At 35.4% G+C, this 15,221-nt stretch carries 12 protein-coding genes; all 12 read right to left on the reverse strand.

Annotation, left to right across the window (positions count from 1 at the left end; translation table 11 throughout):
- Positions 1-179 precede the first annotated feature (179 nt).
- The 12 genes from glnA to miaB all read right to left on the reverse strand — a co-directional run bounded on the left by glnA (position 180) and on the right by miaB (position 14,956).
- The gene (gene glnA / locus BLQ56_RS22425) at positions 180-1,514 is read right to left on the reverse strand and encodes a type I glutamate--ammonia ligase (protein WP_090859765.1); all 1,335 of its coding nucleotides are present in this window, start codon (positions 1,512-1,514) and stop codon (positions 180-182) included.
- A gap of 51 nt (positions 1,515-1,565) precedes the next feature.
- Positions 1,566-1,940 carry a MerR family transcriptional regulator gene (locus BLQ56_RS22430; RefSeq protein WP_090859788.1) on the reverse strand — a complete coding sequence of 125 codons (375 nt, stop codon included), beginning with the start codon at positions 1,938-1,940 and terminating at the stop codon, positions 1,566-1,568.
- 155 nt (positions 1,941-2,095) lie between these two features.
- Positions 2,096-3,373, reverse strand: a complete 1,278-nt coding sequence (locus tag BLQ56_RS22435) for a methionine gamma-lyase family protein (protein WP_090859767.1) — start codon at positions 3,371-3,373, stop codon at positions 2,096-2,098.
- The gene (hflX, locus tag BLQ56_RS22440) at positions 3,366-4,649 is read right to left on the reverse strand and encodes a GTPase HflX (RefSeq protein ID WP_090859791.1); all 1,284 of its coding nucleotides are present in this window, start codon (positions 4,647-4,649) and stop codon (positions 3,366-3,368) included. The genes BLQ56_RS22435 and hflX overlap by 8 nt, the downstream gene beginning before the upstream one ends.
- Before the next feature lie 97 nt (positions 4,650-4,746).
- Positions 4,747-5,694 carry a stage V sporulation protein K gene (spoVK, locus tag BLQ56_RS22445; protein WP_090859769.1) on the reverse strand — a complete coding sequence of 316 codons (948 nt, stop codon included), beginning with the start codon at positions 5,692-5,694 and terminating at the stop codon, positions 4,747-4,749.
- A gap of 262 nt (positions 5,695-5,956) precedes the next feature.
- A complete protein-coding gene (hfq, locus tag BLQ56_RS22450) occupies positions 5,957-6,181 on the reverse strand; it encodes an RNA chaperone Hfq (RefSeq protein ID WP_090859771.1) in 225 nt (74 codons plus the stop codon).
- A gap of 105 nt (positions 6,182-6,286) precedes the next feature.
- Positions 6,287-7,219 (reverse strand): tRNA (adenosine(37)-N6)-dimethylallyltransferase MiaA, encoded by a 933-nt coding sequence (gene miaA, locus BLQ56_RS22455; RefSeq protein WP_090859772.1) that lies wholly within the window; start codon positions 7,217-7,219, stop codon positions 6,287-6,289.
- 197 nt (positions 7,220-7,416) lie between these two features.
- On the reverse strand, positions 7,417-9,294 hold the full coding sequence (gene mutL, locus BLQ56_RS22460; protein WP_090859775.1) for a DNA mismatch repair endonuclease MutL: 1,878 nt from the start codon (positions 9,292-9,294) through the stop codon (positions 7,417-7,419).
- Positions 9,295-9,313: 19 nt separating this feature from the next.
- On the reverse strand, positions 9,314-11,944 hold the full coding sequence (mutS, locus tag BLQ56_RS22465; protein ID WP_175490429.1) for a DNA mismatch repair protein MutS: 2,631 nt from the start codon (positions 11,942-11,944) through the stop codon (positions 9,314-9,316).
- 162 nt (positions 11,945-12,106) lie between these two features.
- A complete protein-coding gene (locus BLQ56_RS22470; protein WP_090859779.1) occupies positions 12,107-12,652 on the reverse strand; it encodes an outer spore coat protein CotE in 546 nt (181 codons plus the stop codon).
- Positions 12,653-12,993: 341 nt separating this feature from the next.
- Positions 12,994-13,425, reverse strand: coding sequence for a YlbF/YmcA family competence regulator (locus BLQ56_RS22475; RefSeq protein WP_090859780.1), 432 nt, complete (start codon positions 13,423-13,425; stop codon positions 12,994-12,996).
- 1 nt (position 13,426) lies between these two features.
- On the reverse strand, positions 13,427-14,956 hold the full coding sequence (gene miaB / locus BLQ56_RS22480; protein ID WP_090859782.1) for a tRNA (N6-isopentenyl adenosine(37)-C2)-methylthiotransferase MiaB: 1,530 nt from the start codon (positions 14,954-14,956) through the stop codon (positions 13,427-13,429).
- Between the last annotated feature and the right edge of the window lie 265 nt (positions 14,957-15,221).

A 15,221-nucleotide genomic window follows, 5' to 3' on the forward strand; every position in this document is an offset into this window, starting at 1 on the left:
TGTCCAATAGACGCCTTCTATCGGACATTCTTATCAATACGAACGCATGTTTTGTCCATAGACACCTTCTATTGAACAATCTCATCAATACGACCACACGTTTCATCTCATAGACGCCCTCTATTAAAACAAAACAAAAAAAGTGTAAAACCATAACGGTTTTACACTTTTTATTTATTTTAGTACATTGACATGTACTGATCGCGCTCCCATGGGTGGACTTGAGTACGGAACATATCCCACTCAATTTCCTTCGCTTCGATGAAGTGTTCAAATAGATGTCTTCCTAGAGCATCAATTAAAACATCATCTGTTTTAAAGCTATCTAATGCTTGAGCTAGTGTAGCAGGTAGATCAACGATACCAGCTTCTAATCTCTCTTCTTTATTCATTACATAGATATTACGATCTATCGGTGCTGGAGCTTGAAGTTTGTTCTTAATTCCATCCAAGCCTGATGCTAGTAAAACTGCCATTGCTAAGTATGGATTAGCTGCAGGGTCAACACTTCGAACTTCAACACGAGTGCTTAATCCGCGAGATGCTGGGATACGAATTAATGGACTTCTGTTACGAGCAGACCAAGCTACATAACATGGTGCTTCATATCCTGGTACAAGACGCTTATAAGAGTTAACTGTTGGGTTCGTTACCGCAGTAAAGTTTGGAGCATGCTTAATGATACCTGCGATAAATTGTCTAGCTGTTTCACTTAATTCTAATTCTGAATTAGTATCATAGAATGCATTTACTCCATTAGTAAATAATGATAAGTTACAGTGCATTCCAGATCCATTTACACCGAATAATGGCTTTGGCATGAATGTTGCATGTAAACCATGCTTACGAGCAATTGTTTTAACAACTAATTTAAAAGTTTGGATATCATCACAAGCTCTTAATGCACCAGCATATTTGAAATCAATTTCATGCTGTCCTGGAGCAACTTCATGGTGAGATGCTTCAATTTCAAAGCCCATTTCTTCAAGCTCTAAAACGATATCACGACGGCAGTTTTCACCAAGGTCAGTTGGAGCTAAGTCAAAATATCCACCATTATCATTTAATTCAAGAGTTGGTTCGCCTTTTTCATCTAACTTGAATAAGAAGAATTCTGGCTCAGGCCCAAGGTTGAAATCTGTAAATCCTAGTTCTTCCATTTCTTTTAATACACGCTTTAAGTTGTTACGTGGATCTCCATCGAAAGGTGTTCCATCTGGATTGTAAATATCACAAATTAATCGTGCAACTTTCCCTTTTTCAGCAGTCCAAGGGAATACCACCCATGTATCAACATCTGGGAATAAATACATATCTGATTCTTCAATACGAACAAATCCCTCGATTGATGAACCATCAAACATCATTTTATTGTCTAGAGCTTTTTCTAATTGACTTGATGGAATTTCAACGTTTTTAATTGTTCCTAAAATATCTGTGAACTGTAAGCGAATGTATTTAACATTCTCTTCTTTTGCTAAACGGAAAATATCTTCTTTTGAAAATCTTGGCATGATTTACTTCCTCCCCTAATGTAAACTATTTATAGATTAATTGGTTACTAACTAATGGAAAAACCTCGACATATCACCCTGTCTTAGGCTTGATCTGTTAAATCTACCTGCATCTATTAATTCAGCCTTTAAAAGCTTCCTTAATTCTTCATCAGATAATTCTTGTTTAACAGGTGCTTTTGGTGCATCTTCGGTCAACTTTTGGCCTTCTCTCACAGCGAATACCTGCTTAATACCAGCTAAATTGACGCCATCCTCAATCAAATCCCTTATCTCTAAAAGACGGTCAACGTCATTAAAAGAAAAGAGTCGTCTATTTCCTTCGGTTCTAGCAGGAAAGACTAAGTTATTCTCTTCATAATAACGGATTTGCCGAGCAGACAACTCTGTTAATTGCATTACAATGCTGATTGGAAATAATGGCATTGAACGTCTAATGTTGTTGTCAGTCACGCCAGCTCCTCCTTTTCTCTAAACTGTGTTTATTTTCTAAATTCTTGTAGCAATGATTTAATTTTATCTCATGTTAGATTACGTGTCAACCATGCGTAATCTTTTCTTACATTAAATTTTTATTAATTTTAAATTTTATTCAATGATATTAAATCTTTTTTTAATAATTCATTAATGGCAGTACAAATTGCTATTTTAACATGTGAGTAGGTAAGCCCACCTTGTACATAAGCAACATAAGGGGGTCTTAAAGGACCATCAGCTGTCAACTCGATACTTGCACCTTGAATAAATGTTCCAGCAGCCATAATGACATCATCACTATACCCTGGCATATAGGCAGGATACGGCTTGACGTATGAATTGATTGGAGAACTATATTGAATCGCTTGGCAAAATTCCACCATCAATTCTCGATTATCGAATTGGACAGATTGAATTAAATCCGTTCTATAAACATCCCACTTAGGGTATGTATTAAAGCCAACTTCATCTAGTATAGCCGAAGTAAAAACAGCACCTTTCAAGGCTTGTCCTACAATATGTGGAGCTAGAAACAAACCTTGATACATTTCTTGAAGACTATATAAGGAAGCTCCCGCTTCAGCACCAATTCCTGGTGAGGTAAGCCTGTAAGAACAAGCTTTAATCGCCGATTCTTTTCCTACTAAATAACCACCTGTTTTTGCAAGTCCTCCACCAGGATTTTTAATCAATGAACCAGCAATTAAATCAGCACCTACATCACAAGGCTCTAATTCTTCAACAAATTCTCCATAACAATTGTCAACAAACGTTACTAAATCCGGATTGATCCCTTTGACAAAATTAATCATCTCTTCAATTTCAGAGACAGTAAAAGAAGGCCTTGTAGCATATCCTTTAGACCGTTGGATCCCAATCATTTTTGTATTGCTATTAATCGCATTTCGAACTGCGTCAAAATCCACACTTCCGTCTTTACGCAATTCAACTGAATGATATCCGATATTAAATTCTTTTAAGGAACCAATTCCTTCTCCTCTAATGCCTACGATCTCTTCCAGCGTATCATACGGTTTACCAGTTATGTATAACAATTCATCGCCAGGTCTTAGTATGCCAAACAATGCAATTGAAATTGCATGTGTTCCAGATATTATTTGGGGGCGAACAAGTCCAGCTTCGCCTCCAAATATATCTGCATAAATTTGTTCAAGTGTATCACGACCAATATCGTCATACCCGTAGCCTGTTGATGGAGTAAAATGTGTATCACTTACTTTATGTTTTCTGAAGCTATTCAATACTTTAAGTTGATTTTTATCGATCCTATTTTCAATCATTTTGTGTTGTAGAGCAATTCTTTGTTCAATTTCATTTACTAAAATATCAAGTTCTGCTCCATATTCTAACTCATTAAACATTGTGTCCAGTTTCCCCTTTTTGATAATCTCTAAGCTGACCAGTTAGTGTATGACTAGGAATGATAAAGCCATTACATTCATACATATCTGTTTCTTCGTTATATTTTAATTCTTTCAAGATCGTATCTTGTTTTAGGCTCGCCAGTATTTTTCCTTCAGTATTCGGAATCGTTACCTTGTATTCATTCATTTCCTCTTTCATTATATCCTCGATATGAGTTTTCACCCCTAGCAAGTCTTCAGGAACAAACGCACTCACTAATATTGAGTCATGTTGTGCCGAAGGTACAAAATCTGGTAACACTTTATCTTTTTTATTATAAAGAGTTAACATTGGAATGGAATCAACCTCTAACTCTTTTAAAAGTTTGTATACGGTTTGTTCATGGTTGAAATAATCTGGATTGGATGCATCTACAACATGTAAGATTAAATCTGCTTCTTTAACTTCTTCAAGTGTTGATCTAAAAGCAGCAATTAATGTTGTCGGTAAATCTTGTATAAACCCAACAGTATCTGTTAATAGTGTTGTTAATCCACATGGCATAATCATTTTTCTAGTCATTGGGTCTAACGTTGCAAATAAAAGATTCTCTTCAAACGACTCTGCCTCTGTTAAACGATTAAATAAAGTTGATTTCCCAGCATTTGTATAACCTACTAAAGCTATCTGGTAGGTATTATTCTTTTTTCTACGCTCACGATAACGTTCACGGTGCTGTACGATAACCTCAAGCTGTGTTTTAATATCATCAATTCTTCTGTTTATATGACGACGATCTGTTTCCAGCTTTGTTTCCCCAGGTCCACGGGTACCAATTCCAGCACCAAGACGAGATAATTCAATCCCTTTCCCACCAAGTCTCGGTAGCAAATATTGTAATTGAGCTAACTCTACTTGCAATTTCCCTTCCTTTGAGTTTGCTCTAGAAGCGAAAATATCTAATATTAATTGTGTTCGGTCAATAACTCTTGCATCAAAGAAAGAAGATAGATTTCGGATCTGACTAGGTGATAATTCATCATTAAAAATGAGCACATCAGCATCTAGCTCTTTTTCTAAAGCGGATAGCTCCTCCACCTTCCCTTTCCCAATATATGTAGCACCGTGACGTTTTTCTCGTTTTTGTGTAACCGTCATTACCACTTGACCTTTCGCTGTTTTAGTTAGCGATTGTAACTCATCAAGTGAATATTGAAATCTTATATCATCGTCATTTTGTAACTGACATCCAACTAAAATGACTTTTTCTAATTCATTGTCATGGTTTTCAATCAATTGATAATTCCTTCTTTCTCTTTGCTTTTATTATATATCATAACAAATCCTAGCAAAAATCACCATTTTCGCTAGGATTTATTTATTCTATATATCAGACATCTTTGAATGTTAAATCCTGTGTCCTTATTTTAATTAATTCTTGCCGATCATATTCTTCATTTACTAATAATCTCATTGCTTGTGACCGAATTGATTTTTCTATGATATTGCGAATATATCTTCCATTACTGAATGTATTAGACTTAACATTATTCTTGATTGTATATAAATGGTCCCTTAGCTTTCTATTTGCATCTTGGCTGAAGGTGTATTCTCGCTCCACCATCATTCTACCAGCAATATCCATTAATTGATCAACAGTATAATCAGGAAAATCAATGACTAAAGGAAAGCGTGAGTACAAACCTGGATTCAAGGAAAGAAAATGATCCATTTCTTTTGAATAACCAGCCAGAATCAAAACAAACTCATGTTGTTTATCTTCCATATGCTTAACAAGAGTATCGATTGCTTCTTTTCCAAAATCCTTTTCTCCACCCCTAGCAAGTGAATAAGCCTCATCAATAAATAAAATTCCACCTACTGCCTTTTTTATTAAATCCCTTGTCTTCTGTGCAGTATGACCAATGTATTCTCCTACAAGATCTGCTCTTTCAGCTTCAATTAAATGACCTTTTGTTAACACGTTCATTTGAACAAACAATTTACCTAAGAGCCGTGCTACGGTTGTTTTACCTGTACCTGGATTGCCTTTAAACATCATATGAAGCGATTGTTTTTCGGCTTTTAAACCTTGTTCTTCACGTTTTTTATTAATGTAAATCCATGCATAGATCTCTTTTACCATTTTTTTCATTTCTTCCATACCAACTAAATTATCCATCTCTGCTTCAATTTCTTTCAATGCAGTGTGTTTAGATTGTAAACTAGTCGGTATATTTTCATTTGAGGAGGAATTGACGACTTTTAATTTCTTTTTTTGTCCATTCAAGACGACATTTATTTGACCATTATTTTTCATTGTTATAGGTTGATCCAAGAGCTCTCACCTCTCATTCTATACCATTATACGTTAGAGGTAGAAAAAAAGTGACGATAGCCTATGTAAGTTTACTGGAATCCCCACTCTCCTAGGCTATCAATACAAGATGCGTTATTTTTCTACATAGGAAAAAGAATTATGTCTTTTCTTGCGCTTTCCCAAGAAATATTTCCATAATATAAGTATATGAGGGAACTAATAAATAATTAAAGGAAAATGAAAAAACAACCTACAAAATGTAAGTTGTTTTATAATTAACCTATTCTAGCTCTAGTTGAATGTTCTTTTGTGGAGAGAAAGTGGAAATTGCATGCTTGTAAATTAATTGCTGTTTTCCTTCAGTTTCTAATAGGACTGTAAAATTATCAAATCCTTTGACAGTACCTCTTATTTGAAAACCATTTAATAAAAACACAGTAACAAAGGTGCCATCTTTTCTTAATTGATTTAGAAATTGATCCTGAATGTTAATTGACTGCTTCACTTGTTAATCCTCCTCTTTTTTCTCTATGCAATAGTATATAATAGAATAAAGCATAAATACTAACGTATAAAAAAAATCTACCTACTCATAACTATTCGCGTTATCTTAAAGCTTTCCTGCAATATATTTCAAAATTTCGTTTAATGTGTCATTAAACTGCTTATTTGAAACTTCAAACCATTCAACATCCATCTTATTACGAAACCAAGTTAGTTGTCTTTTCGCATATCTTCTTGAATTTTGTTTCAGTTGCTCAATAGCTGATTCTAATGAAACCTGTCCCTCTAGATACTGATATATCTCTTTATAACCTATTGCCTGAATAGATTGAACGTCCTGTATGCCCCTTTTATATAATCCTTCAACCTCTTCAAGTAGTCCGGACTTTAACATAATATCTACTCTTTGATTGATTCTATCATATAACAAATCCCTGTCCATAGTTAAACCAACCATTGCCACATCATATAAGAGCTCATTTTTTTGAGTTTCAAGGTATTCGGACATGGTTTTCCCAGTTGTCTTGTGGATTTCTAGCGCTCTAATGACCCGTCTTGTATTATTGGGATGGATTCGCTTAGCACTTTCAGGATCAATCTTTTTCAGTTCTTCATAAAGAGGATCTATTCCTTCCTGTTCCATTCTTCTCTCAAGGATTTCTCTGTACTCTTGGTCAGAGGCTTGATCGGTGAATTGGTAATCATAAATAATAGATTGTATGTATAAACCTGTTCCACCAACAATCATAGGTAGTTTTCCTCGGTTATGAATCTCTTTAATTATGCATCTAACGTCTTTTTGGAAATCAGCAACTGAATAACTTTCGGTTGGTTCTTTGATATCAATTAAATGATGTGGAATCCCGTCCATCTCTTCCTTCGTTATTTTAGCTGTCCCAATATCCATCTCTTTATATATTTGCATCGAATCACCGCTAATAATTTCCGCATTAAGTTTTTTAGCAAGTTCGATACTAAGTTTTGTTTTTCCTACGGCAGTAGGTCCAATTAAGATCACTACCTGTTCCTTCTTACACAATAAAAAATCACTACCTTCTTATAGTTCTCTAAATGATCGTATCATAAAAATGTGGATTATTTTCGTGAGAAGACATCATTTTTCAGGTTGGGTTTAATTGGGATTTAAAACAGTAAACACGAAACCTATTATAGCCAATTAAATGAAAAAATAACATCTTTTTACAAAAAAAGTGGAAAATCGACGATTTTCCACTACTACATCACACGTTTAAACATCTTTTCCATTTCATATGTGGAGTAATGAATGATAATTGGTCGGCCATGAGGACATGTAAATGGATCTGAAGTACTTCTAAGCGTTTCAAGTAAAGAGAATATCTCATCATTTCGCAAATGATGATTCGCTTTAATTGAGGCTTTACAACTCATCATAATAGCTGCTTCTTCACGTAAAAGCTTAAGATCCGTTTTCTTACTAGTAAGCACCTGTTCAATAATCTCTTCAATCAATTCCTTCTCATCTCCATTTGGAAACCACTGTGGATGAGACCGGACAACATAGCTATTATGACCAAAACTCTCAAGAAAGACACCGACTTTTTGAAGCTCATCCATATGAGATTCAATGATTAAGCATTGATCCTTTGAGTATTCGAATGTGATTGGAATAAGGAGTTCCTGTGATTCATTAATAACTTGTCCAACTTTCTCACGAAAAAATTCATATTTGATTCGCTCTTGGGCTGCATGTTGGTCAATGATAAATAATCCATTTTCATTCTGAGCAAGAATGTAAGTACCATGCATTTGACCAATTGGATATAGGGTTGGAATTCGTTCTTTTTCTTCATCTACATCATCATTATAAATCTCTTCTTCTTCAAAATCATAATCGACCATCTCTTCTTCAATTTCACTTGAAGAATGATTCATTTCGTTATTATTAATTGTTCTTTCGTTTATTTTTTGCTGAGGTTCTTCATTATCTGTATCATATGTTTGTTTTTGAAGGGTTGCTGTACCCACTTTATTTTCCGTTTCCAATGATAAATTAACAGGTTCTGGTTTCCGATGCTGAAATGTAAATTGCTGCTGTTCTGATTGACTGACTCTTTTCTCTCGTGAGGGTGTCTGGACCTCTGGTATGAGCTGCACTCGTTTGAACGCTTGCTTAATACCAGTTGTAATAAGTTCCATCAATTCTTGTTCTTTACTTAGCCGCACTTCAAGCTTGGCAGGGTGAACATTCACATCAACTAGAAGAGGATCCATATGAATATTAATCATTACAATCGGATAGCGGCCAATTGGTAACAATGTATGATAGCCACTTTGAATAGCATTAACCACCTGATAATTTTTTACATAACGTCCATTAATCATGGTCGAAATGTAGTTCCTTGAAGCTCTAGTGATCTCAGGTAAGGCTATAAAACCAGAAACATTAAAATCAATCGATTCTAATTGTAAAGGAATCATCTTTTTTGCAATATTCATGCCATAAATCGAAGCAATTACATGTCTAACATCACCATTACCATTTGTGTAGAGCAGCTTTTTCCCATTGTGTAGCAGACGAAAGGAAATTTCTGGGTGTGCCATCGAGATACGATTTACAACATCAGTGATATTCCCGAGCTCTGTATGAATCGTTTTCATGTACTTTAAGCGAGCTGGCGTGTTAAAAAAAAGATTAGAGACAGTAATCTCTGTTCCTTTTCTACTATTGGTTGACTCGTGAGTGATCACTTTGCCACCCTTTATCACAAGCCTTGTCCCCACTGAACCTGTACTAGTCTTCATTTCTAACTCTGAGACAGACGCTATACTTGGCAAAGCCTCTCCCCTGAATCCTAATGTCCTAATACGAAACAAATCGTTTTCATCCTTGATTTTACTAGTAGCATGTCTATAAAACGCATGTAAACAATCATCTTGCTCAATTCCATCACCATTGTCGATGATACGGATTCTTGATAATCCCGCTTCTTCTATATCGATTTCTATAATACTACTATTTGCATCAATTGCATTCTCAACAAGTTCCTTTACAACCGATGCAGGACGTTCAACAACCTCACCGGCTGCTATTTTATTCGAGAGATGGTCATCAAGTTTTTTAATTTTCCCCATTGTTCCACCCCTTAAATGTTTATTTTAACTTTTTTTGAATTTCATATAGTTTGTTCATTGCTTCAAGTGGAGTCATATCTAATAAATTTAATGATTTGACGATTTGCATTACTTGTTTCTCTCTCTTTGTAAGTAACACTTCTTCTTTTGTTTCATTACCTGTTGTTTGCTCGAAAAACGATAATTGTGATTCTTCTTTAATTTCTTCTTTGACTTGAGTAACCGAACTAGGGCTTGAATTCTGAGCCTTTTCAATTATAACCGTCGGCTTTTTATCTCCCTGCTCGAGTTGTTCAAGAATTTCACGAGCTCGATTGATTAATGATGGTGGAAGCTCTGCCAATTCTGCTACGTGTATTCCATAACTCTTATCGGCTGCCCCTTCATTAATCTTATGGAGAAATACTACTTTCCCTTGTTCCTCTATTGCACTTACATGTATATTTTTTAATTGTGACAGAGATTGTTCTAATTCTGTTAATTCGTGATAATGTGTCGAGAATAACGTTTTTGCACCAAGATTGTCATGGATATACTCAATAATAGCCTGCGCTAGTGCCATTCCATCGTATGTGGAGGTTCCCCGACCAATTTCATCAAACAAAATCAAACTTTTCTGTGTAGCATGGACAATCGCATTCCTAGCCTCAAGCATTTCAACCATAAAGGTACTTTGTCCTGAAATTAGATCATCTGCTGCACCAATTCTCGTAAACACTTGATCAAAGACTGGTAGAACCGCCTCCGTTGCTGGAACAAAACAACCTATTTGCGCTAGAATCGCAGTTAGTGCAACCTGACGCATATATGTGCTTTTTCCGGACATATTAGGACCCGTGATTAAGAGTAAATGACGTCCATCTCTCATAGAGCAGTCATTTGGAACATACTCCTGCGAATTCATCACCTTTTCAACTACAGGATGACGTCCATCCTTAATAAATATTTCATTCTCAGAGAAAGTCGGTCTGCAATAATGTCGCTCTTCACTAATTGTTGCGAAACATTGTAAGACGTCTACCTCACTAATAATCTTAGATAAAGATTGAAGACGTGGAATGTATTCCTTCACTTGTTCACGGATATCTACAAAAATCTCATATTCCAGCTGTACAATTTTTTCCTCAGCTTCTAGAATCAATGTTTCTTTTTCCTTCAATTCGGGTGTAACAAATCTTTCAGCATTTGATAATGTTTGCTTTCGTTCATATGTCCCCTCAGGAAGGTGAATGAGATTCGCTCTAGTGATTTCAATATAATATCCAAAGATTTTGTTATATCCTATTTTCAAAGATTTAATGCCAGTTTTTTCACGTTCTTGTCTTTCTAAATTAGCGATCCATGTTTTCCCATTCCTACTTGCATCTCTATAGAGATCCAATGTTTCATTGAATCCATCTTTAATAATGTCACCATCTTTTATAGATAATGGCGGGTTTTCTTTTATAGAGGAATTAAGAAGTTGTGTTAAATCATCTAGAGAATCAATTTTATTAGCTAAATTGGTCGCATAAGCGTTACCCAGTTCACTTATAACCTTTTTAACAGCTGGTATCTGCTCTAACGATTTTCTCAGTTGCATCAGATCTCTCGCATTCACATTTCCAAAGGCTACTCGGCCAGCTAAACGCTCTAAATCATATACTTCCTTTAAGATTTCTCTTAATTCATGTCGTTCAAAGTATTGAGATCTTAATGTCTCAACCATATTTAATCGCTGTTGTATTTCATCATGGCTTATTAGAGGACGATCAATCCATTGTTTAAGCAAACGACCACCCATTGCGGTAATTGTTTGATCTAACAACCATAGTAATGAACCTTTTTTTCCTTTGGAACGAATCGTTTCTGTTAATTCAAGGTTTCTTTTTGAATAAAGGTCAATCCGCATAAATTGATGTGCATAGTAATGATGAACAGACTGAAGATGGTGTAAACTTCTTTTTTGCGTTTTTTGCAGATAATTTAATAAACGTCCGAATGTGACTAAAAGCTTTTCATGATTTAAATGATCCACAATATTAAAGAAACCATCATCAATTGTTGTTTCTTCTTCAAATGAAATAGTAGCATGACAACCTTCTATTATACTTCTTCTCATCTCTTCATCTAGCGTTTCTGAAATGACAACTTCCTTCACACCATTTGAATATAACTCGTTAATAACGTCGTTCTTATTACCAGTTATAACAGTCACTCTGTTTTCACCAGTAGTAAGGTCATTAAAAGAAACACCAAAAGCATCTTGTCCAAATTGAGTAACAGAAGCCAAAAAGTTATTTTCCTTTTCGTCTAAACCTTTTCCATCCATGACTGTACCAGGTGTAATTAATTGAACAACTTCTCTTCTTACAACCCCTTTAGAGGCTTTTGGGTCTTCTGTTTGCTCGCAGATTGCTACCTTATAACCTCTTTGTACAAGTTGATCTATATAATTTCTTGCAGAATGGTGAGGTACTCCACACATCGGAATACGTTCGCTCGATCCACCTTCTCGGCTAGTTAATGTAATTTCTAATTCCCTGGATGCTTTGACTGCATCATCAAAAAACATTTCATAAAAGTCACCCAGTCGAAAAAATAAAAAGGCATCTTTATACTCTGCCTTAATTTTTAAATATTGTTGTATCATTGGCGTATATTCTGCCATCATAATCCCCCAAAATCTATTCTTATTCCCATTGTATTATATCATAAACTCTCTGATATACTGAGAATAACTTGCACTGGGATTAATCACCTTAGAAACAATTTACTTCCTTTCCTACAAACAAAAAAAGCTAGGATCTTATCATCCTAGCTTACTCATTTATTATTCTTCCAAATCCCCAACAAGGAAATCAGGATTTAGATCTTCAAATTCTTCATCATCAATGTCATCACAATCCCAATCTTCTTCAATACACCCTTCCGGATTTACCGCCACACATACTTTGGTTTCACCAACAATTTCAGCAAGAAATTCTCTTTCCACTTGAACAACGACTTTATTCCCATTAGGTGAAATCGTTGCTTCTAAGCAGTTTGGTTGTTGAAGTACTCTGGCAATAACATCAAAGTCGTCACCTAAGAAGTTATCATCTTTATACTTTAACTTGATAACATCTGTGTAAGTAACTGTTTCTGTGACAACTTCTGTTTTTGTGTTGTCATTATAAGAATACCAAACGTTGATATCATAGCAACCTTCTACCTCAACAGTGTTCTCACATTTCTTTGCATCATATTGATGGTTGATAATCCAACAACCAAGAATACTAGTTGGTCTGTGTGACGGTGAAATAGTATGAGTAGACTGTGTAAATTTACGTCCCTTTCCTACAACCGCTTTTGTAATAATCTCTCTGTATTCAGACATACGTGCAAACCCTCCTCTATCAATCTTCATTTCATCCTATGCAGGGCAAATGACTAGTGTTCCAAAAAAATACAAATCGACAATACTTTTTCTCTTAACTCTGTAAAACAAATCATTACACCGCCCATAGTGACCGGTATCAAAACCGCATGGTTGACTAAAAAAATGGGCACAAAGAAAATTCAATTCATTTATCTAATAATGAATGAAAACCATATAGTTCATTGTATGCACGTTTGCCCAGATATGTGCCTTTTTTTGCGATTAATATTAATTATTGTTTTTTACATAAAAAAAAGGATGATCTATTGATCATCCCAAAGTAATATTTAATAAAACTATTAGTGGCAACTGCTTCCACTGTCGTTATTCACTTTTGAACCAGTTTCGCCTCTTAACACATCTCCACCAGTTGATTCAATGATTTCATCAGTCACCCGGTTTGAAATTGTATTTGCAACTAATTGTAATAAATCATTTACTTCAATTTGTGAGTGCTTGAACTCTTCAACAATTGGAATCCCATCAAGTTCAGCTTGTATCGCATCGATCTTTTCTTCAACTTTCCTTAATGCCTCTGTCTTTCCATAGTGTTGGAAATTAACAGCTTGCTTTTGAAGACTTTTGATACTAGCAATCATTTCTTTGATTTTTTGATTTTCATTAATTTGAGCTTCAGCTCTTTTAAAGAAATCCACTTCTTCTGTTTCAGCAATCATTTTCGCAAGTTCTCTTGCTCGTTCCACGATTTGTGCTTTTGTATAAGTTGCCATATTATATCACCTCTACTGCTTCCTCAATCATTTCTCCATCAAGTGACCATGTTTTTGCTTGCGTAATTTTAACCTTAACAATTTTTCCAATCGCAGATTTAGGCCCTCTAAAGTTTACGACTTTATTCTTACTTGTATAGCCTGCAAGAATATCTGGATTCTTTTTGCTTTCACCTTCAACTAGAACCTCAACCACTTGACCTTGATATTCAAGGTTTTTCTTAGCTGCGATTTCGTTAACAAGTGCATTCAAACGTTGCAGACGCTCTTTCTTCACTTCCATCGGAATATTATCTTCCATGTTAGCTGCTGGTGTTCCTTCACGAGGTGAATAAATAAAAGTGTACGCTGTGTCATATTCTACTTCTCTATATAATGACATCGTTTCCTCAAATTGTTCATCTGTCTCATTTGGGAATCCAACAATAATGTCTGTTGTAAATGAAGCATTAGGAATTTTTTCTTTCATCTTCTTTACAAGCTCAACATAGTGCTCACGCGTATATTTTCTTGCCATTAATTTCAGTACTTCTGTACTACCAGATTGGACTGGTAGATGGATATGTTCCATTAGGTTTCCACCCTTTGAAAGTACATCAATAAGATGATCGTCAAAATCTCTAGGATGGCTAGTCGTAAATCGAATTCTTGGGATATCAATTTTACGAAGCTCGTCCATTAAGTCTCCTAAGCCATACTTTTTATCTGTAAAGTCTTTACCAAACGCATTAACATTTTGCCCAAGAAGAGTTACCTCTTGGTACCCATTTGCTGCAAGATGGCGTACTTCCTGAATAATATCTTCAGGTTGTCTGCTACGCTCTTTGCCTCGAGTATAAGGGACAATACAATACGTACAGAACTTATCACAGCCATACATGATGTTTACCCAGGCTTTAATACTACCTTTACGACTACGTGGAAGATTCTCAATAACATCTCCCTCTTTAGACCAAACTTCAACTACCATTTCCTTACTGAACATCGCTTCTTTGACAATCTGTGGTAAACGGTGAATATTGTGAGTGCCAAAGACCATGTCGATAAAAGAATGCTTTTGTAAAATACGATTAACAACAGATTCTTCTTGAGACATACAGCCACAAATCCCAATTAGAAGATTAGGATTCTTTAATTTTAAGGGCTTTAAATGTCCAATTTCCCCAAACACTTTATTTTCAGCGTTTTCTCTAATTGCACAGGTATTTAACAAAACAATATCCGCATCTTCTGTTTGATTTGTCGCCTCATACCCCATCTCGATCAAAATGCCTGCCATGATTTCTGTATCATGTTCATTCATTTGACAACCGTATGTACGGATAAGGAATTTCTTCCCTTCCCCAAACCCATTCATTTCTTCTGGAATATGAAAATCTCTATGAATTGAAATATCTTCTTTTCCACGCTTCTTCGCATCTTTCAATGAAGGTGGTTGATATACAGCTTGGAAATACTGGCCATAATCCTTTTCGGATTTTTGGTCCGCTGGATTAATTTGTGCAGATTCTAAGCGTTGCTTCTCATTCATTATAAAACTCCTTCCGTTTTGTAACCAAAAACAATAGCTAGTATATAATCTATCATTAAATTAAACAATAACATACATCACAAATTTACATTTAAAAGAGGTCGAACAATTTATTTTAACATTGTTCAAAATCTTAGTAAAGTCATAAGAAAAGCGTAAGCGCCTCGTTCAGCCCCGACAGGCATAAGGCGAATCACGTAGGAAATCTTGTTTTCCGTAGTGATTCGACTTATGACCCCGAGGGGCTAGGCGCTGGAGCTAGACA

It is taken from the genome of Litchfieldia salsa, from assembly GCF_900104555.1.
GTDB classification, from domain to species: domain Bacteria; phylum Bacillota; class Bacilli; order Bacillales; family Bacillaceae_L; genus Litchfieldia; species Litchfieldia salsa.